Annotated in this window: 22 protein-coding genes; 10 read left to right on the top strand and 12 right to left on the bottom strand. The window is 49.2% G+C overall.

Annotated features, from left to right (window positions below; translation table 11 throughout):
• Window positions 1-72: 72 nt before the first annotated feature.
• The 5 genes from EHSB41UT_RS04580 to EHSB41UT_RS24430 all read left to right on the top strand — a co-directional run bounded on the left by EHSB41UT_RS04580 (window position 73) and on the right by EHSB41UT_RS24430 (window position 6,203).
• Window positions 73-768 (top strand): 4'-phosphopantetheinyl transferase family protein, encoded by a 696-nt coding sequence (locus EHSB41UT_RS04580; protein WP_087107273.1) that lies wholly within the window; start codon window positions 73-75, stop codon window positions 766-768.
• Between the two features lie 51 nt (window positions 769-819).
• A complete protein-coding gene (locus EHSB41UT_RS24425; RefSeq protein WP_133060388.1) occupies window positions 820-1,881 on the top strand; it encodes a hypothetical protein in 1,062 nt (353 codons plus the stop codon).
• Between the two features lie 14 nt (window positions 1,882-1,895).
• Window positions 1,896-3,776 (top strand): AarF/UbiB family protein, encoded by a 1,881-nt coding sequence (locus tag EHSB41UT_RS04590; RefSeq protein ID WP_087107277.1) that lies wholly within the window; start codon window positions 1,896-1,898, stop codon window positions 3,774-3,776.
• A gap of 102 nt (window positions 3,777-3,878) precedes the next feature.
• Window positions 3,879-4,619: a hypothetical protein gene (locus EHSB41UT_RS04595; protein WP_087107279.1), complete on the top strand. Its 741-nt coding sequence runs from the start codon at window positions 3,879-3,881 to the stop codon at window positions 4,617-4,619.
• A gap of 75 nt (window positions 4,620-4,694) precedes the next feature.
• Window positions 4,695-6,203 (top strand): hypothetical protein, encoded by a 1,509-nt coding sequence (locus tag EHSB41UT_RS24430; RefSeq protein WP_133060389.1) that lies wholly within the window; start codon window positions 4,695-4,697, stop codon window positions 6,201-6,203.
• Window positions 6,204-6,307: 104 nt separating this feature from the next.
• On the opposite strand, the gene EHSB41UT_RS04605 is transcribed toward EHSB41UT_RS24430, so the two are convergent.
• The 11 genes from EHSB41UT_RS04605 to EHSB41UT_RS04655 form a co-directional block, all read right to left on the bottom strand.
• Window positions 6,308-7,351, bottom strand: coding sequence for a M48 family metallopeptidase (locus tag EHSB41UT_RS04605; RefSeq protein WP_087107282.1), 1,044 nt, complete (start codon window positions 7,349-7,351; stop codon window positions 6,308-6,310).
• Window positions 7,351-8,352, bottom strand: coding sequence for a YjgN family protein (locus tag EHSB41UT_RS04610; RefSeq protein ID WP_087107284.1), 1,002 nt, complete (start codon window positions 8,350-8,352; stop codon window positions 7,351-7,353). The genes EHSB41UT_RS04605 and EHSB41UT_RS04610 overlap by 1 nt, the downstream gene beginning before the upstream one ends.
• 227 nt (window positions 8,353-8,579) lie before the next feature.
• A complete protein-coding gene (locus EHSB41UT_RS04615; RefSeq protein WP_087107286.1) occupies window positions 8,580-9,371 on the bottom strand; it encodes a tetratricopeptide repeat protein in 792 nt (263 codons plus the stop codon).
• A 68-nt stretch (window positions 9,372-9,439) separates the two neighbouring features.
• On the bottom strand, window positions 9,440-9,727 hold the full coding sequence (locus EHSB41UT_RS04620; RefSeq protein ID WP_087107288.1) for a hypothetical protein: 288 nt from the start codon (window positions 9,725-9,727) through the stop codon (window positions 9,440-9,442).
• 1 nt (window position 9,728) lies between these two features.
• On the bottom strand, window positions 9,729-11,069 hold the full coding sequence (locus EHSB41UT_RS04625) for a reductive dehalogenase (RefSeq protein ID WP_133060390.1): 1,341 nt from the start codon (window positions 11,067-11,069) through the stop codon (window positions 9,729-9,731).
• 412 nt (window positions 11,070-11,481) lie between these two features.
• Window positions 11,482-12,189: a helix-turn-helix domain-containing protein gene (locus EHSB41UT_RS04630; RefSeq protein WP_087107291.1), complete on the bottom strand. Its 708-nt coding sequence runs from the start codon at window positions 12,187-12,189 to the stop codon at window positions 11,482-11,484.
• Between the two features lie 284 nt (window positions 12,190-12,473).
• Window positions 12,474-12,761 carry a hypothetical protein gene (locus tag EHSB41UT_RS04635; RefSeq protein WP_087107293.1) on the bottom strand — a complete coding sequence of 96 codons (288 nt, stop codon included), beginning with the start codon at window positions 12,759-12,761 and terminating at the stop codon, window positions 12,474-12,476.
• Between the two features lies 1 nt (window position 12,762).
• Window positions 12,763-14,100 carry a reductive dehalogenase gene (locus tag EHSB41UT_RS04640; RefSeq protein WP_133060391.1) on the bottom strand — a complete coding sequence of 446 codons (1,338 nt, stop codon included), beginning with the start codon at window positions 14,098-14,100 and terminating at the stop codon, window positions 12,763-12,765.
• A gap of 160 nt (window positions 14,101-14,260) precedes the next feature.
• Window positions 14,261-14,968, bottom strand: a complete 708-nt coding sequence (locus EHSB41UT_RS04645; protein WP_087107297.1) for a LuxR C-terminal-related transcriptional regulator — start codon at window positions 14,966-14,968, stop codon at window positions 14,261-14,263.
• Between the two features lie 204 nt (window positions 14,969-15,172).
• Window positions 15,173-16,693, bottom strand: a complete 1,521-nt coding sequence (gene exaC / locus EHSB41UT_RS04650; RefSeq protein WP_087107299.1) for an acetaldehyde dehydrogenase ExaC — start codon at window positions 16,691-16,693, stop codon at window positions 15,173-15,175.
• Window positions 16,694-16,912: 219 nt separating this feature from the next.
• Window positions 16,913-17,947 (bottom strand): AI-2E family transporter, encoded by a 1,035-nt coding sequence (locus EHSB41UT_RS04655; RefSeq protein ID WP_087107301.1) that lies wholly within the window; start codon window positions 17,945-17,947, stop codon window positions 16,913-16,915.
• Window positions 17,948-18,227: 280 nt separating this feature from the next.
• Between EHSB41UT_RS04655 and EHSB41UT_RS04660 the strand changes: the two genes are divergently transcribed.
• From EHSB41UT_RS04660 to EHSB41UT_RS04675, 4 genes are read left to right on the top strand one after another with little or no spacing between them, the layout of a single operon-like run.
• Window positions 18,228-20,426, top strand: a complete 2,199-nt coding sequence (locus tag EHSB41UT_RS04660; protein WP_087107303.1) for a TonB-dependent hemoglobin/transferrin/lactoferrin family receptor — start codon at window positions 18,228-18,230, stop codon at window positions 20,424-20,426.
• A gap of 60 nt (window positions 20,427-20,486) precedes the next feature.
• Window positions 20,487-21,857, top strand: a complete 1,371-nt coding sequence (gene hutW / locus EHSB41UT_RS04665) for a heme anaerobic degradation radical SAM methyltransferase ChuW/HutW (protein ID WP_087107306.1) — start codon at window positions 20,487-20,489, stop codon at window positions 21,855-21,857.
• Window positions 21,854-22,369 carry a heme utilization cystosolic carrier protein HutX gene (gene hutX, locus EHSB41UT_RS04670; protein ID WP_087107307.1) on the top strand — a complete coding sequence of 172 codons (516 nt, stop codon included), beginning with the start codon at window positions 21,854-21,856 and terminating at the stop codon, window positions 22,367-22,369. Before hutW ends, hutX begins: the two co-directional genes overlap by 4 nt.
• Window positions 22,366-23,181, top strand: coding sequence for an NAD(P)H-binding protein (locus EHSB41UT_RS04675; protein WP_087107309.1), 816 nt, complete (start codon window positions 22,366-22,368; stop codon window positions 23,179-23,181). The genes hutX and EHSB41UT_RS04675 overlap by 4 nt, the downstream gene beginning before the upstream one ends.
• Before the next feature lie 36 nt (window positions 23,182-23,217).
• Here EHSB41UT_RS04675 and EHSB41UT_RS04680 read toward each other — a convergent pair whose 3' ends face one another.
• On the bottom strand, window positions 23,218-24,516 hold the full coding sequence (locus tag EHSB41UT_RS04680; RefSeq protein ID WP_133060392.1) for a hypothetical protein: 1,299 nt from the start codon (window positions 24,514-24,516) through the stop codon (window positions 23,218-23,220).
• Between the two features lie 173 nt (window positions 24,517-24,689).
• On the opposite strand from EHSB41UT_RS04680, the gene EHSB41UT_RS04685 reads away from it, so the two are divergent.
• Window positions 24,690-25,070, top strand: coding sequence for a YbaN family protein (locus EHSB41UT_RS04685; RefSeq protein WP_087107313.1), 381 nt, complete (start codon window positions 24,690-24,692; stop codon window positions 25,068-25,070).

A 25,070-nucleotide genomic window follows, 5' to 3' on the forward strand; every position in this document is an offset into this window, starting at 1 on the left:
TGTGAATAAGAATGTCGTTTGATCCAAAGTAGTCCGTTAAAAAACATTTGTTATTGTTTCTCTGGAAAGAAAATGAAACCACCACTGCCAGACATTCCCCATGCCTATATTCACGCGGTGGAATTTTCTTATACGGAAAATGATCGTCAATTCCTGCGATCCTGTTTACCGGCAAGTTGTCTCCCGCCAAAAGGGTGCGTGCTGAAACGGGAAATTGAATTCTATGCAGGCCGCGTCTGCGTTCAGAATTGTTATGCCGCTTTTGGGCTCTATCATGTTCTGCCAATACCAGATATCTGCACCATAAGCCGGGCACCTCAATGGCCAGAGGGTTTTACCGGTTCTATCAGCCACTGCTCCGGGCTGGCCGTTGCTATCGTGAGCCATAACACGTCCTATAGCAGTCTCGGAATTGATATTGAACAGGTGCCAACACAGGAACGTGCTGTCGATCTGGCAGATATGGTTCTCACCAACAGGGAACACACCTATCGTCCATTGGAGCTTAACTTCAGCGAATGGTTTGCTCTGGTTTTCAGCGCCAAAGAGTCGCTGTACAAAATGCTTTACCCGATAACTCGATGCCAGTTTGACTTCCTTGATGCCTCTCTTCAGAACGTCTTTATAAAAAACGACAAAAGACGTTTTTCTATAACAGTTAAAACCCGAAAAATTTTAACACCCTGTGAATTTAACGGTGTTTTTGCAATAACGGATGGATTTATCTGGACGATGATCCCATTAGAATCCAATTTGAAAATTGGCTGATCAAAAAGCTTGAAATCGGAATCATTAGTCTAGACTTGTCGTGATTTTTAAATGAGCGCAGTCACGATGCAGGAAAAATCAATATACCGGGCAATATACTTGGCGATAGATTATTTCCTTAATTTTAAACATAAGACTCTAGTACTCATTTTAATTTTCAGTGTTCCTCCAGCCATTGCAGTTATCACACCGTTTGGTGAGCTTCCTGATTCCATCTACCTCCGCGTGTATAGCAAAACCCGAGTTTCACCCTCAGCACACTTTGCGCTTTCTCAAGAAGTCGATAATGGTGATATTCAGTGGGAAATGACGATGCTTAGTCGTTACGAACAACATTTATTAAGGAAAGGCACTATCTCCTCTGAGCAGCTTTATGCTCTCCACGATGAATACAATACACAGCCGCCAATGCATATCACCCCAGAGTTGCTACCTATGGCTTTGCTAGTGCCTTACATACCAAGCCATGAAAAAACCTTTGAGAAGATCAAACCTAAAGAAATAAGTCAGGAAGAACAGGAAGAAAGAGGGCCTGCAGTTGTTCAGCTTATGGCTGGCTTTACCACGGCGTCCTCCCGTACTTGGGAAAACATTTTACTGAAGCCTGTCGACCCACAAACCTCAGAAGACTTTCGACCAGCTGAAAAGTTAATGTTTCAGGATCTTACTTCAATCCCCTTGAAACTGGCAGGCTACAGGGTAAATGAGCACAGTACAGAGCCACCTTCCAGCCAGATAACGGTCAAACTAAGACCTGAATCCGATAACGAAGAGATAAGTCTCGAAGGTGTCAATGATATTCAGGTAACCCTGTACAACGGGAAGTTCCCATTCGAGCTGAGTGCCACCGTCTGTTTTAGCGGAAGCTGTACCAACAGCTATATGATGATGTTTCCTGAGCGGGACGATATTGCTCCTCTTACGCTACCTCTGTCCGCTGCAGCCTCCGAGCCCATAACACCTATGACTTCCACTTATGTCTACCCACCACCGTCTCCACCCAGACCGCAAAGAAACAGTATCGTGCCGGCTTGTTTTTCTTGCTGTTGTGGTCGTTCAGGGCAAGCAGAGATAACGTACGGGGCCAGCGTATCGGCCAGTTCCAAAAATTAGCATGGGCTGAACACATGAAAACAACTCATGGTATGCGGAACTTTATCAAAGGCGTTGTTGTAATTTCTGCGCTGTATATCTCTCCCTCTTTTGCGATGAATGGCGGAGGTAAGTCTGGCGGCCCACCACCAGTGAAAGTCCCTCCTTTTTCACCACCAACATTCGATTCAGTACCTATAAGTTTTGCTAATCTGGCTATCAGCCCTGCTGGCTCCGAAGGCTCCCCCAGTGCCCCTTCTCCCCTTCTACGGCATAGAGAAGATGATCAACATTGGGCAGGCCTATACAAAAAAGGAGATAGAACCAGACAACACCTGTTATCAACAGGGTTTATGAAGGTAGACGAGTCTTATACTGCACCGGATCGCTCCACATGGGGTGTGGCAAAAGGCATGGCACAAACGTTATGGAAAACATTCAAACTTGTACCAACAGCCATAAAGTACAAAACCTCACAAGAGCCTGACATCACCGAGATACGTGCCAAGATTGAAGAGATCGGCATTATGGCAATAAAACTGATGCAGACTCTGTCCATGACTGGTCATATTCCAAGGGATATGCAGGACGAAATCTCTAAACTCAGCGATAGTGTCACCCCTCTACCCTTTTCTGTTATGAGACCGTCAATTGATGAGGCTCTGTCCCGACAGCATCTCACTTTTGATGAGGTCTTTAGCAGTTTTGAACAGGATCCTCTGGCTTGCGGCAGTGTTGCCCAGGTCTACAGGGCAACCCTTGCACGGAACGGAGCCTCTGTCGTAGTCAAGATTGTCAAACCTGGCGCCTATAAACAGCTCGATACAGATCTCAACGCTTTAAGGTCGCTCATTACCCTGATATCTTCCGGTGATTCCCCGATGATCGGTATAGAAGATGCGCTGTCTGAATTCTTCTACATGTACTTGAAAGAGTGCGACTTGAGTATTGAATCGGCCAATATGCAACTGGCAAGTACCCTTATCAGAGAACTCAACCTGAACTGTTATGTACCTGCTGTTTACGACGACTACAGCGACAGCAATATGTTGGTGACAGAGTATATTCCCGGCCCGAATGCAAGACAGATCTACGAGGATGGCTCCTATATAGAAGCTATGGAACTTATAAACCAGGCAGAGCTGGCATGGAATCAACTTATGCAGGCCGCAGGCTTCATGCACGGGGATACCCACCCTGGAAATATCATGAAACTTGACGACGGAAGGCCTGTCTTTGTGGATTGGGGCAATGCTATTACCCTAAGCGATTCGCAAGCAGACGCGCTTCGCAAATCGCGAATAGCCATGCGTTTACAGAATCCAGACCTATCCGAAAAACAAAAATTCATAGAACTCTGGAAAGACATCCGCTGGTTCCTGGACTACAAATCACCACCGGAAGATCAAGTTATTGATGAGCTCATCAGCGATGTTGTGACCAAGGCTAAACCCGATGCGAACAAAGATCAGCTCACTGCTGAATTGTTGAAGGAACTGAAAACAAAGTGTGATTCAAGGGTTCCCGGTGCTTTCTTTTGTGTGGCGAGGAATGAGCTGTTTTTCCAACATTCCCAAAAAAGGAGTCGCCTCAAAGAACATGACCTAAGAGAGGCACAACCATCCTACGCTGGACGACTCACTGCGGAACAGAGGACATTAGAAGGTTTAGAGGGCGAATTGCAACAACAGGAAAAACTTCATACTGCCCGCTTACGTCAGAAAACAAAATCAGAGAGAGACAGGCAAGCTAACCAACGAGAGATTGAAAGTCTTCAAGCGCTTATCGATGAAAGCAACAGAAAAATTGAGCAATCAAAAAAAGTAATCAGTGATATTCATGAAGAAATTGATAGAACAATTGACACAGATATTAATCGTAGAAAATTTGCACGCCTACAGCATACAACACTGTAAAGCGCATGCTGGACAAGACTCTTAAGCTGCACTTTACTGCAGTGTTATTTTTGCAGCAAAGTTACCCATATCAGTCTGATTTATGGACTGGGGAGACTCACCATGTTCTTGCACGAAAGTGTTAATAGCATCAGTTCCTACAATGATATTGTGGAAAAATACTCTTTTGTGATTTCTGATCAACTTCGTGATTCGCACGATGGTCTTCTATGCCCTACAACATGGCAGGAGTGTGTGCCCTATATAACAGAAGATATATACAGGCACCTATGCGACTCTGAACTTTCAGATGCGAACTCCATGCAAAAACTAAGTTTTCTTTGTATGGATATATCGGAACATATCAACAACCGTCTGGATGACCAGAAAGAAGTTGTTTATTGCACCCCAAATGACGGCGAATGGTCGAATTTTGAATACAGTCAGCTTTGCCATCTTCCGGTAAAGCAGGTTTTCAGGAAGCCACTGACTGAAATTTACTATATCAGCGAACAATGTTCCCAATGGTTTCAGGAAAGCTATCAAGACTTTCATAGCGACAGCCTTTTAACAAGAATTCAGTTTTTAATAAATAATCCTTCACTCGAAAAAAACAATAAAGAGAATAAAAAAAGCTATTCACATAAAACAATAAATCTAACCATCTCCCAAGAGACAGATGTCATTTTTGAAACAGCATTTGATTACAATGATAAAACCAACCTTCAGAATTTATTCCAAACAGAGGTCGATACACTGGCAAACCCACCCAAAATATTTAAAAACCACAAGATTCCAGAAGTTATGCTCAGGCCTATTTACTATGGGATTAATATATTACTTTCAAAACGCCAAAGCTGCTAATCAACCAGCACACTGATCACATCAGCGTACTTACACCACCCATTCCATTTGACACTTTTAATGGGTCTATAGGCAATGTTCAATCCACCTGAAGCGACACCGCCGGATGAAGGGTCAAACCCGCCATCCGCCATCGTACAACCTGTTGAAGAAGAATACCGTACAGCTCCTGACGTCGTATTACGTAGGCCACATCCAGGATCAAACTCGCCTCTGGACTCTACCGATTATGAACCCTTGACGGATCAACCAGCCTTAGGGTCATCCCGAAGAATAACAACTCGCGAAGATTCTCCTCAACAACCTCAACAATCAATGTCGCAGCGTTTCTTTACCAGCTGTGTGCATAATATAACGGGCTGCTTACAATTTTGCGTAAATCTTCCAACAAGGTTCGCTGTTGCGAACAACCCGGAACTTGTTGATGATTTTTTTCAGGAGGATCCATATGCAGATCTAGTGTTCCAGACACCAAGAGCGTCAGTATATGGTACTCCTGTTGGTAGCGTTCTAGAATTTGTCCCAGGCGATGAACCTGGCCAAGGCGAATCCCCCGGTACACTCCAAAAATTTTATTCACTCCCAAAAGATACACTTGCCAGAAACCGATCTCTTGCAAGAGATCAATCCTTTGGACAAAGAACTCTTAGAAGTATACAGGGGAATCCCCATGAACTATTTCAGCTAATGGGTTATATCGCCTATATCAGGGAACCTAAAGGATGGGATATTCCAAAACATCCATCATTACAAATGGATATCCGACTAATATCCTATTTAAAAAAATTCGATAACATTCGAGCTTTTATAGAACGATATGAGCAAGAAAAAGGTGAGCGAGATCTTACATACGCTGCAGTTTTTGCCAGAGTTCAATACAATTACTACTCCAAAGTATTGAGTGATCTTATTGATCAAAGCACAGATCTTCCATCTTTAGCAAACCCCGGCGAACTGGCAGGAAAAGAAGAGCTTTCACTAGTTTTTCTAAACACAGGATTGATGATGCCATACATAGATCTAGCTGGAAAAGTTAGTGAGGTCCATGATTTCAATCTTGACAACATAGCCCATTTAAAAATAAATTTTGCAAGCATCGAGTCCGACTTCCCAAAAAACATCTCCTTGAATTTAATGGACGATGTGAAATCTCAGAGTTGGATAGATAATTTACCGACTGATAAGTATTTCATATGCGTTATCGATAAACTGTTATCTTTTTACACTCCTGAAGAGGGCAGAGTGATACTTAATCGTCTAGCTGAAAACCCTTTATGTCTTTTTATTGTGATAGAAACTGTTAGTCCAGCACTGACTGCGAGTTATCAACCTTCGTGGTACACTATACCAGGACAAGTTATAAAGGGAGTTCGATCCAAGCTCGTCGATGAGGGTTTTCCTTTGCACACCTATTTAAGTAGCGATCAGGCTATTTCAACTTATCAGCAAATTCCAGCACAATTTAATAAGAAAAGATCTGTTCGCTATCTAGAAGGTGTAAGTACCGCCTTAAATCTCGCGATATCAAGTGGTGCATTGCCGGTTCATGCTGTTCATACATTGCAACCTTTAAGTAAACAATAAACCAATCCTCTATCCACAATTATGAAGAGACTCGCATGAAGTTTACTAGTCTCGCGGGAAACATCCCTTTTTTCCCGCGTGGGCATTTTATACGAGCACAGAAATTACGGTTCAAAACGCTCTATGCGTTCTTCCATCATCGGGTGGGTAGAGAGAAATCCAGGCATACCGTCTTCATCATCCTGACCATGGGATGCGGCCAACAGTCTCATAATATTGGCAAAGTGAACCGGCTCAAGGCCAACCTTCTGCATATGCTGCAGGGCATAATCATCAGCCTCGGTTTCCATCTCTCGAGAATAATGGCTTTCCAGCAGGAAGGCTGGAATGGCTGCAGCCAGATTGGTGGCAGAAACGATATCACCCGTCACCAGAATGAGCATGACCGACAGGCCGGAACGCTGCAGAGCCTGACGTAAGCCATGCCGATGTACAACGTGCCCGATCTCGTGGGACATCACCGCCATGATTTGCTGATCATTCTCTGCCAACTCTTCGAGCCCATCCATCAGCACCAACGTGCCGTCAGGCAGAGCAAAGGCATTGGCGCCGATCTCAGGGCTGCTGCGAAATTCCAGCCGGTATGTAAACTCTGAACCAGATGCTGCAGCCAGCTCCTGTAGCTGCTGCCTCAGTTCAGCCTTACGTTCTGCAGATAAACGACTGGGATCGAATGCAAAATCATCCAGCAGATCCAGTGTGCCCTCCCCAACGGAGACAGCAACACTGGGCGGCAGTGACATGGCAACTCTACGGGAGGCATCAGGTACGACATACACCATAAACAGATAAATAAACCCGAAGATCACCGCAGCAGAAATCAATACATGCCGTGCCTTGGATTCCAGCTTATGAATAACGCCCTCAAACCAACCGGAACCTCCGGGTGGCAGAACCTGATCAACAGCATCATTGTCTTCCGTTTCAAACAGACTGCCATCTGGAAAACGTAGTTGCCTTGGCGTTGAGCCGACCCGAGTCGAGATTTTCATCTCGGTCATGCCACAGCGGGGGATACCCAGATGTTTACTGCTAACAGCCGGGTGAATCAAACCATAGGTATCCACCATGATCTCAGCAGGTTCAGCACGGCTGCTGCCTGCGGGATAATAAATCCCCTTCAGAACCGCTGACGCCTGAGTAGTCATCAGAGCCCCGCAGCGACATCAAAGACATCACCCATCTCTTCACCCAGAGCGGACTGCTGCTCCTGCTGATGATCGGTAAAGCTGTCCAGAGAATCATCGGCGATCATAATCAGACAATCGGCACGGTGTTTGGCCATACGCACCATAGCCCAGGGTGCTCCCAGCCCCAGAGTCAGAGCAATCACCAGCAGGTTGGTGAAGTAGATCCACATAAACGGCAGTGTTTCCATGGAAGCCTCGAACTGCACACCTGCCAGCTTGCTCTTGCCATAGATCAGGTTGAACTGGCCCACAGAAATCAGAGCAATGGCACTGAGGTATAACAGCGGAGCAATCAGCACTCCGGCAACAGGAATCAGAAAGCTAAGGCCAGCCAGAATCATCAGGCCAAAAGCCTTGAGATAGAGGCTGTAGAAATCGCCGGTGGTAAATGTCGGCTCGAAAGTTTCATTACCAAACTCGTAATTTTTCACCAGATACTTTTTCTGCTCCTGGACCACCCAGGGAGCAGCAAGACCCATGGTAAAAGGTACGACAAGTGGCAGAACCATAAAGTGAAGAAATACACCGCCCATGGTCACCTTGCTGTTGAAGCGTACATTACGCCAGGCACTCATACGGGCATTAAAGGAAATACCGCGGGCAATAATCCAGGGTGTCGCAACCAGCAGAACCAGAATAAGAATGCCATACAACGCAGGGCTGAATTCAATAGAGAGAGACAACGCAATCAGAAAGGCCATGGCAATCAGACGCCCTTTCAGGATCTGAATCGGGTCTGCCAAGTAACTGAATGCAGAGCCTGCCACTTTTGTAGAACCATAAAAATAGCGATTGGTACGCACCTTGGCCCAGGCGGAATAAATGCCCAGTGTGACAATGGTCAGCAGAATATTAACAATCCAGATTTTGAAAAACTCACCGGCCTTACCAGTAAATTCAAACTGATGGTGATGCACCTGTGCCTGCGGAGCAGTCGGTTGAGAGGTTGCAGCTTCCATGACTTATTACGTCTCTTTTATATGTGTTGTTAAACCAGAACTGCACAATCTGATTATTAAGCCGTTATTATTTTTATAGAAGGCACGAGCATTCTACCGACCTAACAGGCCGGGGTTCAAATACATAACACAACTATTCAGAGAAGATATGAACGAAAAGTGTTGCTTATTATTTATCGTACCCTGCTGCCCTTCATTCCCAAAGGGCAACAGAGTCCGAAATTCTGTTAGTGCTTCACAATCAGGTTGATGTTCTTTCTGGCCTCTTCCAGATCTTCAGCCAGACTGATACTGAACTGCTTACCGGCTTCCGGATCAATGGCTTCCAACTGCTCAAAAGCCTCCAGCGCTTCCCAGTTCCGCTGCATTTGCTTGAGAGACATAAAACGTACAACCAGAGTTTCGGCATTTACTTCGCCCAACTCTTCGAGTCTTTCGATATCCGTCAGAGCACCAGCGAAATCATGCATCATCATTTTACTCTTGGCCCGATAGAGCAGACACACAGTGCTCTCTTCCAGCTCCAGCGCCCGGTTGAAATCCTCCAGAGCTTCCGCCATACGGCCACAGCTGTGCAGTGCAATACCTTTGGCCGGCAGCACCTGACCTTCAGGCATATCGCCCTTCAGGGAACGCTCAAAGTAGATGACAGCCTCTTCATGGCTGCCCATCAAAAAGGCGGTTTTGCCCGCATTGAAGTAAGCCACGGTTAACTCAGGCTCCAGCTCAATGGTTTTCTCAAAAAACTCAAGCGCCGCCTGGTACATGCCTTTACGCACATAGCAGATCGCCAGGTTAAACGGCGTACCACTGTTAGACGGGTTGAGTTTATAAGAGGACTCCAGTGCGACCTGGGCTTCATCCAGCAGGTTCTGGCTTAATTTTTCAACGCCCTGGTAAAAGAGCTGTTCCGCATTGCCGGAAGTTTCGGTTTCCGGAGAGGTAGGAGTTACTGAGGTCATAGCTACAACGGGAGAAAAGGGGATAGAGAAAGCTGACAAACCGGCAGCCAGTTCCATGATAACTGACTGCCGGCTTAGGGCACGCTGACACCAGACAATAGTGTCAGAGATTAACCATCAGAGAGTTACTTCCAGGCCAGTCGCCCGCCCAGAGTCGCCAGTACCAAACCTGGCAGCATGATGACCATCATGCTCATGGAGGCCGACTGTGGCTCTTTCTCAAGAATAGAGCTAATCGCCCAGGCTGCTGCAAACAGCATGGTTCCCATACCTGCCGCCAATACCACCAGAGAAATCCAGCTGGACTGCAGTTTCCAACGCAGCCAGACCAGCCCCTGCACACAAGCCAGACTCAGAACGCCCAGCCAGTAGAACATCACTTCAACACCGGTAAAAATCGCTAAACCTGACATATCAATAATCCTTCATCAAGCCGTTGTAGGAACGCCCTTTTGGATCCCAGAAAACTGCCGGTGCTTTCTCATCAAACATATTGCCGTAGCCATGCCACAAGTCCATTTCCGCCATCAGCTTGTGCAGCGGACCAGGCAGTACCGTGTTGACCCGGTCAATCAAACGGTGATGCCAGAAATTTGGCTTGTTATACGGACAGGTTGCCAGGCAGGTGCCGCAGGATGTACCGGACTCAATCCAATAGGCATGGCACTTCTCGCCATCAAGGTGCCACTTCCGCACCCCCGGATTAATATATGGCTTGTCCTTAACATCTTCCGCGGTATACATCGATGGACGATCATCACGGGAGATAGACTTGGATGGACAGTTATCAGCACAGTGCAGGCAGTTGGCACAGAAGCTTTCAATACCAAACGTTACCGGCTTATCGTAATACTCATCCAGTTCCAGATCGGTATAAACACGGGCCACACGCAGACGAGTACCGTAATGGTAGTTTTGCAGCATCCCCATCCGGTTGCTTTCCCCCAAACCGGCGGCCATCGCGTAAGGGACGTTCAGCCCCGTGCCATTAACAGCGGGAACAGCTTTATAACCCATATAGTTAAAGTAACGGGCCAGGTGCATGGTCACGTAAGTCAGCCCGGAGTAAGCGTTAAAGGCTGTAGCATCGGCAATCTGGCTGGGGGCTGTCGCCAGTGCTTCGTACTCCATTTCCCACCCAAGAACAACAACCGTTTTTGGTTTGAAATCCGGGTAGGCTTCATCCCATGGCAAGGTTTCGGATACGCTGTTGGGCTTAAGCACATGAGAGTAATCCCAGCGTTCATCCCGGCGGGTAATACCGACGACATTGGCACCGAAGTGGCGAGCCACACGCTTGATCTGGGCATGGGCTGTTGCCGCATCCGGAAACTTGTAAGGCGTGGGCAAACTGAGTTCATTGGGAACATAAACCGTGTCCATGCTGTAATCCGGAATACCTTGCTTCCTATGGTACAGCGTGGCAGAAGCCTTGTTCATGGCATAGTCGGAGCCGGAAAAGCCCGGGCGGCTGTCATCCCAGATGGCTTTATAGTAAGGAACACCTTCCCGGGCATGTCTATTAAACATGGTTTGGCTCTGGTCAAAGCGCTTGTAGTCCGGGCTGATGTCCTGCGGGAAATCATCATGAAATACGACACCAAAACCATCATCACGCACATTGGCAGAAGCAGACGCAGGAACAGGTACAGCACTGGCCAGAGCCGCTGCGGTACCCGCCATACCCAGTTTTAACAGACTGCGACGCCCAAGCATTGGCTCTGTCGCCGACGTGTTTTCCTCAAAGCCTTTCAAGCCGTCATCCTCGGTAAAATTCTGACCGGAGCACAAAGCCCGCTGTCGTTTTTCCGAATATTATCTGGGCGTTTGAGGAAGACTCGGCTAGTAAAATTACCAGTGAAAGCGACGACTTTCTTCCGCTTTCTGTAATGTTTTGTCTATTAGGGTCTGTTGACGTTTGCTGATCGCACTCAGCTTTTCCGAGGGCTTTCAGGGCTAGACGCAGTGATGCAGGAATAGTGGTTCTCTTTCAAATCACTGCAACGACGCCATGGAAACTCTCGGAAAAGCCCTTCGGGTGAGGCTGTAAACGGCTTCTCGCTGCGTCAGGCTTGTTTAATGTAGGGCAACTACGATTTTCACAAGCCTTCCTAACGATAAGTCGTTTACAGTTTCACTGAGTCGTATCATCAAACGTCAACAGACCCTAGACAATAACACCTTTTCTGATCAACTCCGCCATCAGGTGTCCGCGGTTTCGTGTCATCATTTTTTTACCAACATTATCGATATGATAACGAACACCAGATTCACTTAGGAAAAGCTTTTGTGCCGTCTCTTTGGTGCTGAAGCCATCGGCCAGTGACTGCGCGACTTCAATCGCGCGGCCACAAAACACTGCTCGACTGTGGAAAATATTGAAGCTCTGGCCATTTTGCTGCTGCCACTGCATAAATAGGCTATTGGCAACATACTGAACCTTGTCTCTACAGCTGAACAGTAATTCCTCCAGAATGATTTTTGAGGGTTCCGTGCAATAGAACATCACCACAAATTTATGGTTTGGATAATCCTCGTAGGTCACCGGAACGGCCATGGCAAATGTAAGGTTCAGCATTCTGGAGACAGAGCCATCGATCACGCTTCGGCAGGTATGATCATAAATAAACGGCTCACAGGTATTCAGCATCCGATGCAGGTTAGCGTCGCGACGGTTGATATACTGCCCACTCTGCTCCATAGGAAGGATCGTGGGCATATTGGTAGACAACACATCCAGCTTCATTCCATCCTGTCGGGTGAACAGACCATTCTCTATCCCTGACTGTTTAACACCGGCATAAATCGTATAATAAGCGCCCAACAACCGTGTAATTTCATCCACTGTTGCAGTGCAATGCGATCCGATAATCATCACCACTACCCTTCAATGTCTTGCTGAGAGATGCAAAACACCAACATTCTCAAATACACCTAAAACCTTTTTAGGTTAAGTTGCTGCACATCAGAAATTCCATAGATACAAATCATAGAATCTGTTGATTGACAGAAAATAACCTTGGAAGGCGTTCTGATGGAGGTAATGCGAGGGAGGCAGTATGAGCGGGCAGATAGCCATTTGTTGAAAAGCCCCTCAGTGCCAGCCGGCACTGAGGGGCGCAGATATTGGATGAAGGCTTCCCCTGCCTTATTGAGATGTTATTTCCAGGCCAGTCGTCCTCCCAGTGTCGTTAGTACTAAACCAGGGAGCATAATGACAATCATACTCATGGAAGCCGACTGTGGTTCCTTCTCCAGAATGGAGCTGATGGCCCATGCCGCTGCGAAGAGCATGGTTCCCATACCAGCAGCGAGTACCGCCAGAGACACCCAGCTGGACTGCATCTTCCAACGCAGCCAGACCAGTCCCTGCACACAAGCCAGACTCAGGACGCCCAGCCAGTAGAACATCACTTCAACACCGGTAAAAATCGCTAAACCTGACATATTAATAATCCTTCAGCAGACCGTTGTAAGAGCGTCCTTTCGGATCCCAGAACACCGCCGGTGCCTTTTCATCGAACATATTGCCGTAGCCGTGCCAGAGATCCATTTCTGCCATCACTTTATGCAGCGGACCTGGAATCATGGTATTCACCCGGTCAATCAGGCGGTGATGCCAGAAGCTCGGCTTGTTATAAGGGCAGGTTGCCAGACAGGTGCCGCAGGTGGAGCCGGACTCAATCCAATAGTCATGACACTTCTGCCCATTGAGATGCCACTTTCTTACGCCCGGATTAATAAACGGCATATCCTTTACATCTTCCGCAGTAAAGATGCTTGGACGGTCATCCCGGGAGATAGACTTGGATGGGCAGTTATCAGCACAGTGCAGACAGTTGGCACAAAAGCTCTCGATACCAAACGTCACTGGCTTGTCGTAGTACTCATCCAGTTCCAGCTCAATATGCACTTTCGCGATACGCAGACGGGTACCGTAGTGGTAGTTCTGCAGCATACCCATCCGGTTACTTTCCCCCAGACCGGCAGCAATCGCGTAAGGGACGTTCATGGCGACATCGTTAACAGAAGGAATCGCACGGTAACCCATATAAGAGAAGTAACGGGCCAGGTGCATAACGATGTAGGTCAGCTCAGAGTAAGCATTGAGCATGGTTGCGTCGGCAGTCTGGCTGGGTGCTGCGGCCAGCGCCTCGTAATCCATCTCAGTACCGACAACAATAACGGTTTTCGGGTTAAAGCCTTTGTAATGCTCTTCCCATGGCGTGACCTTTTTCTCATTGAGCGGATCCACAACATGGGAGTAATCCCAACGCTCATCGCGACGAGTAATACCCACAACATTGGCACCAAACATACGGGCTACACGTTTGATCTGTGCGTGAGCCGTCGCAGCATCCGGGAACTTGTGTGGCGTTGGCAGGCTGAACTTGCCAGGCTCGTAGATGGCGTTCATGCTCTGAGGCCCCATCCGCTTGCCCGTCTGCCACAACGTGCTGGCCGCAAGACTCATCGCATAGTCAGACCCGGTAAAGCCTGGACGATCGTTGTCCCAGATCGGTTTCATGGCCGGAATACCGCGGCGACGGTCACTCTTGAAGATGGTGTTGTACTGGTTAAAGCGCTTGTAGTCCGGGCTGACTTCCTGAGGGAAGGAATCATGGAAAACAACACCAAACCCGTCATCACGGATGATACTGGCAGAGGCTGGAACAGGTACTGCGCTGGCTAAAGCCGCTGCAGTGCCAGCCACGCCAAGCTTCAACAGGTTACGACGGTCTAGTCTGGGTTCGTCTACAGAAACCCCATCATCCAAACGTTTCAAGCGGCAATCCCCAATGGATCTCAGGATAAGATGAAGAACACATGGTTCTCTTTCTTGTCATTATCCGGCTGAGGTCGCCTTGTTCTGATGTCAAAAACGCTAGTCAAAAAGCTCAGGATGCCGTCAAAACCCAACGCTTTGTCATCAAACTTTACAAACGTCAGTGAATGACGCCTTTTCTCATCAGCTCAATCAACATATGGCTGCGATTAGTTGCAGAGAGCTTTCTGCCCAGCTGATCAAGATGGTAACGAACACCGGACTCAGTGATGCAGAGGTTGGAAGCTGTCTCTCGGGTTGAGTTGCCGTCGGCCAGAGATTGCGCAACCTGCAAGGCACGCTGGCAGAATACAGAACGGGAATGGAAGATATTAAAATCATGACCATGAGCCTGTTGCCAGTTCTGAAACAGCCCGTTGGCCAGACACTGCAAGCGGTGCCGATAGCTGACAATAAGCTCTTCCAGAATCATCCGGGTCACGCCTTTACAATAAAAGATAACCGCGTAGGTGTAGTTTGGATTGGTATCACAGGTTACAGGAATGGCCAGAGCAAACTTCAGCTGCAGCATACGGGCAGTGTTTCTGTCTTCTGAGCGTCGGCAGGAGTGGTCATAAACAAACGGCACATCGCCATTAAGCAGCCGGTTAAGGTTTCTGTCGCGTTTATTAAAATATTGACCACTGACTTCCAGCGGTAAGGCAACAGGCATACTGGTCTGCAGCACATCCAGAGTCATACCGTCTTTATGGGAAAACAGACCACTACTGACACCCTGCTGCCTCACCCCGGCATAAATGGTGTAGTAATTGCCGATGATCTGAAGAATCTCACCATGAATCGCTGTGCAATAGTTGTTCACTGCCACTATTACCTATCCAGAAACTTGATACCCTGACACCAAACAACCGGTGCCTGGCGAGCAGAATTGAGAGAGTTCTTTTTAGAGTAATGGGTTTTATTTCTGTTCTGGAATAGCGGGAAGCCGCATGAAGATGACTAGAAGTGGAATAGACATATTCAAAAAAGCCCGCAAACAAATGCGGGCTATTGATCCATTAAAGGTGAGACATCAAAAGAACCCAAGCGGATTCACATCGTAGCTGACCAGCAGGTTCTTGGTTTGCTGGTAATGTTCCAACGCCATCTTATGTGTCTCACGACCAACGCCAGACTTCTTATAACCGCCAAAGGCTGCATGCGCAGGATAAGCGTGATAACAGTTGGTCCATACCCGACCGGCTTCAATATTACGCCCCATCCGGTAGGCCAGATTGATATCCCGCGTCCAGACACCAGCTCCCAGGCCAAACTCGGTAGCATTGGCAATCTGCAGTGCTTCGGATTCATCCTTAAAGGTGGTTACACCGACAACCGGCCCGAAGATCTCCTCCTGGAACACCCGCATATCATTGGTGCCCTTCATCAGAGTCGGCTGAATATAGAAGCCATTATCAAAGTCACTGCCCAGCTTCTCAGCGCTGCCGCCGGTCAGGAACTGCACACCTTCCTTACGACCGATTTCCAGATAGCTCATGATCTTGTCGAACTGTTCACGGGACGCCTGAGCACCGACCTGTACATCAGTATCCAGAGGATTACCCCGTGTGATCTGCTGAGCACGATCGACCACCAGCGAGATAAACTCGTCGTATATGGATTCCTGAATCAAGGCTCGTGAAGGACAGGTACACACCTCCCCCTGATTAAAGAAGGCCAGAACAGTACCTTCGACGCACTTGCTCAGGTAAGCATCTTCCTGACGCATAACATCTTCAAAATAGATATTGGGAGACTTACCACCCAACTCAACAGTGGACGGAATAATATTATCCGCAGCACACTTGAGGATATGAGAGCCCACAGGCGTTGAGCCGGTAAAGGCGATCTTGGCAATACGTTTACTGGTTGCCAGCGCCTCACCAGCTTCAGGCCCATAACCATTCACAATATTAACGACACCCGGCGGCAACAGGTCAGCCACCAGTTCCATCATCACCAGAATAGAAGCCGGTGTTTGCTCCGCAGGCTTAAGCACGACACAGTTACCGGCAGCAAGAGCGGGTGCCAGTTTCCAGGCCGCCATCAGCATCGGGAAATTCCAGGGAATAATCTGACCGACGACGCCTAACGGTTCATGGAAGTGATACGACACTGTATTCGCATCAATATCTGCTGCGCCGCCATCCTGCGCCCGAATACAGCCGGCAAAGTAGCGGAAGTGATCAACCGCCAGAGGAATATCGGCCGCCAGAGTTTCCCGAACGGCTTTGCCGTTATCCCAGGTTTCCGCCACGGCCAGCTGTTCGAGGTTCTGCTCAATACGATCGGCAATGCGTAACAGGGCGTTGGAACGTTCAGCAACAGAGGTCTTGCCCCATGCAGACTTGGCGGCATGGGCAGCATCGAGCGCAAGATCAATATCTTCTACTGTGGAACGAGGGACTTCACAAATCACTTCACCGGTAACCGGTGTCGTGTTTTTAAAGTATTGCCCTTTTACCGGCGGCACCCACTCGCCACCAATAAAGTTCTCATAACGGGATTTGAAGGAAACAACGGAGCCGGACTGGCCGGGGTTGGCATAGATCATCGGATTTTCCCTTTCTTATTCTCAGGACAACAAGCCGGAAAACCTCGTGAGTCTCGCTGACGCCAGTTGTCAGGTTGTGGAAACTGCGACCTCCCCTGAAGCTATCGGTTTTCATAACAGGGTACAAGGCAGGAAAAATCAGAAAGGAATGAGAGGGATTTATTAGTTAAAAGCCGGGCGTGTACCCGGCTAAAATATCTCTATGCAAAAAGAGTGCGTTTATGACTCTCTGCCATCAGGCCCCAGCAGGATCGCAGCATCATGCCAGCGCTCAGAGGATTCCATCATAATCTTGATAAACATGGTTAACGGAACCGCCAGCAGCATACCAACCGGGCCCAGCAGCCAGCCCCAGAAGATTAACGACAGCAATACCACTAGTGGTGAAAGCCCCAAACCATGACCCATCACATTGGGTTCAATCACATTACCGATGGTGACGTTAATCGCCAGATAACCCGTCATAATCAGCATGGCATCGCCGAAGCCAAACTGCAGCAAGGCCATCAGAACACCGGGAATTGCAGCAACAATAGAACCTACGCTGGGAATAAAGTTCAGCAGGAAGGCCACCAGCCCCCACAGTACATAGAAGTTCACACCCTTTGCCCACAGCATGGTGCCAACCAGCAAACCCGTGACCAGACTGATCAGGGTTTTCAGCGCCACATAGCGGTTAAATGAACGCAGGAAGCGACGAATACTCTGCAGCTCATGATCTGGTGAAGACAGTGCCGTACGCAGCTTGCCCGGCAGCAGCGGTGTTTCCAGCAGCATAAAAACGGTGGCAATCAAAATCAGCAGAGTGAAACTCATGGTGGTACCCACCGTACCAATCATATCTGTCAGCGGACCGATCATAGCGGTCGTATCAAACGACTCTGTAGCAGAGTGCAAATCAACAGGAATGCCTTTGCTGGCCAGGTAAGCCTGGGTTTCGGCCAGGGTTCCCATCAATTGCTCAAGATAACCCGGCAGTGCCGCTGTGAACTCTTTTACGGTGCTGACAACATTCCCCAAAAAGAACATGGCGAACACTAAAAACCCGACCAGTGTGATCACAATGCCGATAATCCGGGGAACACGGAACCGGTGCAGAAAGCTGACAACAGGATTGGCCAGCAGGGTCAACAATGCCGACAGCAGCAGAGGGATAATCAGGGTACTGCCCAGTTTTATCCCGGTCATAATAATTATCAGTGCCGCAAACCCTTGTAGAGCCTGTCGCACCCCTGTCGTTTCTATGCCCGGCATCGGGTCAACCTCAGAAAGGAGAGTGAGGGGAGTGATTTCATCATAGCCGACACATATTAACTATCGACATAACTACAGATATAAGTCACACGACCACCTTTGCCTCCAAACCTCAGCCACGACCTACCTCGCACTTAAAGAGCAAATTCACAGCAAACTACAAATAAGAATGATTTGCATTTGATCTCAATCAATAATCATTCCCATTTGCGTCTGTATATTGCGAACCATTCTCACAAACACCACTCATAACCACCGTCGTATACAGGAATACCCACACATGTCTCTTCCCAAGCCTCGGAGCCTTTCTTTACTCGCTCTGGCCGTTATGTCGGCTTCAACAGCCTGGGCGGAGCAGCCTGTCCAGAACACCTCTGCGACCATGCTGAATCAGGTAACTGTTTCCGCAACCCGTACTGAAAAGCAGCTGAAAGATGTTGCTGGCGCTGTCTCTGTCATCGACAGCGCACAGATGGAAGATCAGATGGTACAGAACATTCGTGATCTGGTGCGCTATGAGCCGGGTGTTCAGGTTGGTGAAGGTTTTCGTGGTGGCATGAGTGGCTTCACTATCCGTGGTATGTCCGGCAATAACGTCAAGGTCGCTGTCGATGGCATGGATCTGCCACAAAGCTTCAGCATGGAAGGTGCCGGTAATGAATTTATCAGCGCAACCCGTAACTTTGTTGACCCGGAAGCTCTGAAAGCCGTTGAGATTGTTAAAGGCCCTGCATCCAGCCTCTACGGCAGCGATGCTATTGCCGGTATGGTCGCCTTTGAAACCAAAGATCCGGCTGACCTGCTGAAATCATCAGGTGATGACAGTCATGCCTCTGTAAAAGCCGGTTATGCCAGTGTTAACGAAGGCTTTACCGAAACCATCAGTCTGGCTAACCGTTCCGGCAAGCTGGAAACCATGATGATTCACACCCGTCGGGATAACAAAGAGACCGACACCAATGGTGGTCGCAATGTGAAAGGCAGCGATCGCGGCCAGGCCAATCCATCCGAAAGCAGCCTCAACAGCCTGTTGACCAAAGCCCAATACCAGATTAACGACGACCATCGCATTGGTTTCACCGGTGAAGTCTTTGATGCTGTCACCGATGTGGAATTCAAGACCGGCGGCATCATGGACATGATTTCCATTGATCCAACCGGTAAAGATACTGCCAAACGTTACCGTGTAGGCTTCGAGCACCAGTGGGAAGCTGATCTGGCTCTGTTTGATTCTCTGGACTGGCAGGTTGATCTGCAGCAGAGTGAAACCGAAATGGTGACCCATCAGCCACGCAGCAACGGGCACTACCGTGAGAAAGTCTACAGCTACGAAGAGAAAGGTATTCAGCTGGGTGCTCAGTTCAACAAAGCCGTGACGTTTGCAGGCCTTGAGCACAATCTGGTTTATGGTCTGAACGCCAGCCATTCCAAAGTTGATAACGACAGCTGGGAGTATCGCCCTACTGAAGGCAGCGATCCGATTGATAAGCGTTACGTGCCGGAAACAACCGCGAAAAAGCTTGGTCTGTTCCTGCAGGATGATGTGCAGCTGACTGATCGCCTGAACATTACCGCCGGTATTCGTTACGACGAGTTCTCTTTTGACCCGGATGGCACAATGTTTGACAGCTCAGCTCCGGGGCAGAAAACAGACGCAACAAAAAGTGAAGGTGACAAGGTTACCGGCCGTATTGGCACGGTCTATAAAATGACCGATACCCTGTCCGCATTTGCTCAGTTCAGCCAGGGCTTCAAGGCTCCTGATTACATGGACATGTATTACGGAACCAGCAAATCCGGCGCAGATATTAAAGCCAACCCGGACCTGAAGCCTGAAGAGAGTAACTCTTTCGAGGTTGGTCTGCGTGGAAACTACCAGATGGGTAGCTTTGAAGTCGCCACCTTCATCAACAAGTACAAAAACTTCATTCAGGAAGAAATCGTCGGTACCAACTCTGCCAACGGTAACGACATTGTCCAGAACATGAACGTCAGCAAGGTTGATATCAAAGGTATCGAACTGCGTGGTGATCTCTGGCTGGATGATGCCATCAATGCTCCGGAAGGCACCACACTGCGAGGCTCCCTGGCCTGGGCAGAAGGTGAAAACAAAGACACTGGTGAAAACCTGAATTCCGTAGCACCACTGACTGCCGTTATTGGCCTCGGCTACGACGCTCCTTCTGATATCTGGGGTGGCGAAATGGCCTGGACACTGGTGAAAGGTAAAAGCGATTCCGATGTTGAAGGTATTACCGAAGATAACCAATTCAACCCGGCCGGTTACGGTACTGTTGATATGACCGCCTATTACAACGTCAGCGAAGATCTGACCCTGCGCGCCGGTCTGTTCAATATCACCGACAAGCAGTACTGGAACCTGAACGATGTTGATGGCCTGTCCGCTACTAACAGTGGTCTGGATCGTTACGCAGAACCAGGCCGCAATGTTTCCGTCAGCATGAGTTACACCTTCTAAAATCCTTTTTTCTGAAATGTCCGGGCTTGTGTGTGAGCCTGGGCATTTCTGTTTGAGACGATGACCACTATGATTCTTGATACCGACCTGACCGGACTTCACTGCCCCGATCCTCTGCGTCATGCCTTTGCCGCCAAGACCAGCGCCCACGCCGGACGCTCCGCACTTGGCCACTTCGAGCCAGAGGATGCCCAGCGCCAGTGGAACAGCATTATGGAACAAGAGGCCAGCCCGCAAATGCGTCTGGCCTATTTTCATATTCCGTTCTGCCGTACTCACTGCTCTTACTGCGGCTTTTTCCAGAACGCCTCCAAGGTTGACGCAATCGAGAAGTATGTTGGCTATCTGGAACGTGAAATCGAGTTAACCGGCAAAGGCACTTATGTCCAGAGTCAGCCGATCAATGCCGTTTATTTTGGTGGTGGTACACCAACCGACCTGACCGCCGATCAGATTCGTCGTCTGGGCAAAGCCATCAAGGCCCATTTGAACGTGGCTGACGATGTCGAGATGACTTTCGAGAGCCGCTTTAACGGTCTGGATGATGACAAGATCGCTGCCGCTATTGAAGTTGGCTTTAACCGTGTGTCTTTGGGTCTGCAGACCTTCGATACCTTTATTCGTCGCAAGATGAGCCGGATTGATACCAAAGAGTTTCTGCTCGAACGTCTGGATCACCTGTGCGCACAGGGCAATGTATCCACTGTCGTCGATCTGATCTATGGCCTGCCTTACCAGACCGTTGACCACTGGTTGGAAGATATCAATCTGATCAGCAACCAGACTGCCTCTCACGGCGTCGATCTGTATCAGCTGGTGATGATGGGCTTTACCCGTATGGCTCAGCAGGTGGAAAAAGGTTCTATGCCTGCTCCTGGAGACACCGCTTTCAAAGCCACCCTGTTCAAGCTGGGCGTTGAGAATATGATCGCTAATGGCTGGGATCGCCTGAGCATCAGCCACTGGGGCCGTAAGAGCGCAGACGGCCGCATCCTGGAACGCAACATCTACAATCACCAGACCAAAGCGGGCAGCGAGATTATTCCGTTCGGCTGCGGTGGCGGCGGCAAGGTCAACGGCCACAGCGTTATGCTGCACCGCAACCTTGAGCCTTACTACGCCATGATCGACGCAGGCAAAAAGCCAATGATGGCTATGATGCATGTGGATCCGGAGCTTGCCACAAACCGTGCACTGGGTGCGGCATTCGATCTGGGTCGTCTGAACTTCAATACCTTTGATACTGCCGCTGGCGCAGATATCTCCCGTCACTGTATGCCGCTGTTTGAAGCCTGGCAGAAGAACGGTCTGGCGGAACTGGATGAGCACAACCTCAACCTGACTCTGGCCGGACAGTTCTGGAACGTCACTATGAACCAGGCTCTGAATAACTATCTTGACCGTTACCCTTTTGAGGATGTTGCTGCATGAATAAAGACCTGAGAGAAAAAGTCCGCGAGCTGTTTGCTGCTGCGCCAGCCCGTACTCCAGCCGATGTTGCCAATGAGCTGCTGGCCAATGAAGCGGATATTATCCGTGCCATGCCGGAAGAGATGGTCACCATTCTGGATAATGTTGATCTGGTGGATGTTTACACTCACCTGCGCGAATGGGGCGATGTCCTGATCGTTATGGATGTGGAAGGTTCCATTTTTGAAATGGTTACCCCATTCCCGAAAGGTGGCTTCAAGTTTGGCTACTACAACATGAGCGACAGCCGCACCATTCTGAAGGGCCACCTGAAGATGGACGGTATCGGTACTATTGCTCTGGTTTCCAAGCCCTTCCACGGTGTGGAAACCAAGTCTGTGCAGTTCTTCAGCCCGGCAGGCCGTCCGGTGTTTAAGGTTTACCTGCGCCGCAACAAGGACAAGAGCTTCCTGGCTGATCAGCTGGCCAAGTTTGAAGATCTCAAGCAGCTGGCACTGGCAAACGAAGAATGAGCAAAGGCAAAGTCAGCATACTCGGCTGTGGCCGCGTAGGTGTGACTCTTGGCAGGGAGCTGGCGCAAGCCGGCTTCTCTGTTATGGGCTCCACTACCAGCCAGAAACGCTTTGCCGAACTCGAAGAGGCCGGTATTACTCCGGTTGAACTATCACTATCGCCTGCATTCACCGGCAACCCGGACGACATTCGTCGCTTCCTGAACGTCGATGTTCTGGTAGTGGCCATGGCTCCAACCGGTACAGAAGTCTTTACCTATGAAGATCAGCTAAGGGCTGCCTCAGAAGCTGCCGCTGAAGCCGGCATCAAACAGGTGATCTTCACCGGTGCCACCTTTATCTACCCGTCCAACAACTGCGAAGTGCGGGAAGATGATGTTGATCCGGATAACTGTTCCTTTATGGGAACAGACTGGTTGAAGATCGAACAGGCCATTGCCTCTGGTGCACCGGAACGCACGACCATTCTGCGTCTGGCAGGGTTGATGGGTGAAGGTCACAATCCAGCCCATTACTTCTCTGGTCGGCCGATGGCTGGTGCCAATGACCCAGTCAATATGATCCATCAGGATGATGTTGCGGGTGTGATTCATGCCGTGATTGATCAAGGTATTGTCGGTGAAGTGTTTAATGTTGCGGCACCGGAACATCCGAGCCGTCGTGACTTTTACATGATGGCCAGTGAAAAAGCCGGCGTTGCGCCACCGCTTTTTGAAGAGGACGCCAGACCTTACCGCCTGGTGAACTGCGATAAGCTGAATACACGTCTGGGTTACACCTTCCGTTACCCAGATCCGCTGACAGCAGTTTAATCCCTGCGAACCAACAAGACGCCCAGCTGCTGGTGATTACGCGCGATCGACCTGCAGACTTTCCAGCAGCTGGTACGCCTTGTCGCCCCGCCCACTGGCCAGATGTTCAAGATAGATTCGGGTGAGTTTCACATACGCATCACGGTTAGTCTGGCTGGCAAAGGTTTTCACCAGCTGGTAGGCAAACCCGGTGTAGGTGTGTTGATTATTCAGTGATGCATTCGATGACGAAGTGGCGGTACGGGAACTCTGTTCAAGATTCCACAGCATACGCTTGGCCAGCCACTTCAGTTTCTCAATATTGTCGGCAAGAAAATCAAGGGATGGATCAAACATCCCCTCCAGCATCTCTTTCTCATTACACCATCCACTAGAGGCGCCTTTGCGCTTTACCAGAATCTGATTCACTGGACGAGCTACGACCGCCCCACTGATAGCCTCCCGAATAGCATCAATAGCGGAGAGTAATGCAAAAGAATCTTTGCGACTGATAGCTTCCACCAGCTTGTTCACCAGATCCCTGACCAGCTTTTCATTGTTCGCCACTGGATCAACAGGAAACAGCACTCCGGGCAGTGCCGGATGCTCCACAAAACTCCAGGCTTCCAGCGGTGCAGGAGCAATAGTCTTGCGGGCCTGATCTGGTATGCGACAGAGAAGTAATATATTTAAAGGCACATCACGTATTGTGGGATTGGGGTGATCCCACAAGTTTGCAAAGGCTTCGGCATCCTCATGAGTGCAGACCGTGGTATCGGCCGCGATGCTGGCCAGATCATCAGCCGTCAGCTCATCCATCTTTACCAGCTGATCTCCTGTAGCTGCGTCTTTTGCTCTTTTGCTGGCGCACTCTTCATGATCATCTCTTATCTCTGGTGCCGGACGTTTACGTTTTGCCCGATCATCCAGATTGCCGGAAGGCATTCCGCCGACCATTTCGTAAGCATCCGTCATATGATATTGCAGCTTGCTGAATGCATGGGAGAGCACTGTCGTTACATTGGTACGCCGGAATACTTCCGCCATGCCCGGTGGAATATCCATACCGCAGACAAACTCAATCAGTTCACTCTTCAGACGTGTGGCTTCACTGGGGCGCTGGGAAGCCTTGAGGCTGCTGTTTTTTTTGCTTATGGCGACCTGACGGTCTTGAAGCGGTTTATCTTGAGCCGCACGGGGGAAGGCTCCCGCCGTTAAAGGCAAAGTGGACAGCACAGGATGTTCGTTATGGATGCATTTATCCAGCCCGAGCCCACACCGGTCACACGTCTGAGAAGGTAAGGGTAAAGAGGGCCAGGAGTAGTTACCGGTGTTGGCAGGTCGTTGAGCGGCCATAGACATCATCCCTAATATGCTGTTCGTCCCCGATTCTGAGTCGCATTAGCGCAGGTCGTTCACCATCGCAGCTCCATTAGAAAGGATCGCCAACCTGAATGTTGACCTCTCTGACGCCCGCCTGTCCGTGGTACACTCCCGCTGACCGGGGATAAGTTGCGGCAAGATGCGCAATGCAAGACAAACAATATTTAAAACGAATTCTTTATCTGGCAGCAGGGATTCTTAGCCTGGTCGCCGGCATTATTGGCATTGTGTTGCCATTGGTGCCGACAACACCTTTTACTCTGCTGTCTGCCTGGTGCTTTGCCCGCTCCAGCAAGAGCTTCCATACCTGGCTGATTACCCATCCCCGGTTTGGCAAAATTATTTCCGATTGGGAAACCCATCGCGGTATGACGGCGGCCAATAAAAAGCGTGCCTACTTTCTGATTGTGCTGACCTTTTCCATCAGCATTGCCGTTGTTGGCCCAATCTGGCTGAAAGTCATGCTGGCAGTGATGTGTTGTGGGCTACTCTGGAACATCCATCGCATGAACACCACGCAGGAATAA

Source organism: Parendozoicomonas haliclonae, assembly GCF_900174585.1.
GTDB classification, from domain to species: Bacteria; Pseudomonadota; Gammaproteobacteria; order Pseudomonadales; family Endozoicomonadaceae; genus Sansalvadorimonas; species Sansalvadorimonas haliclonae.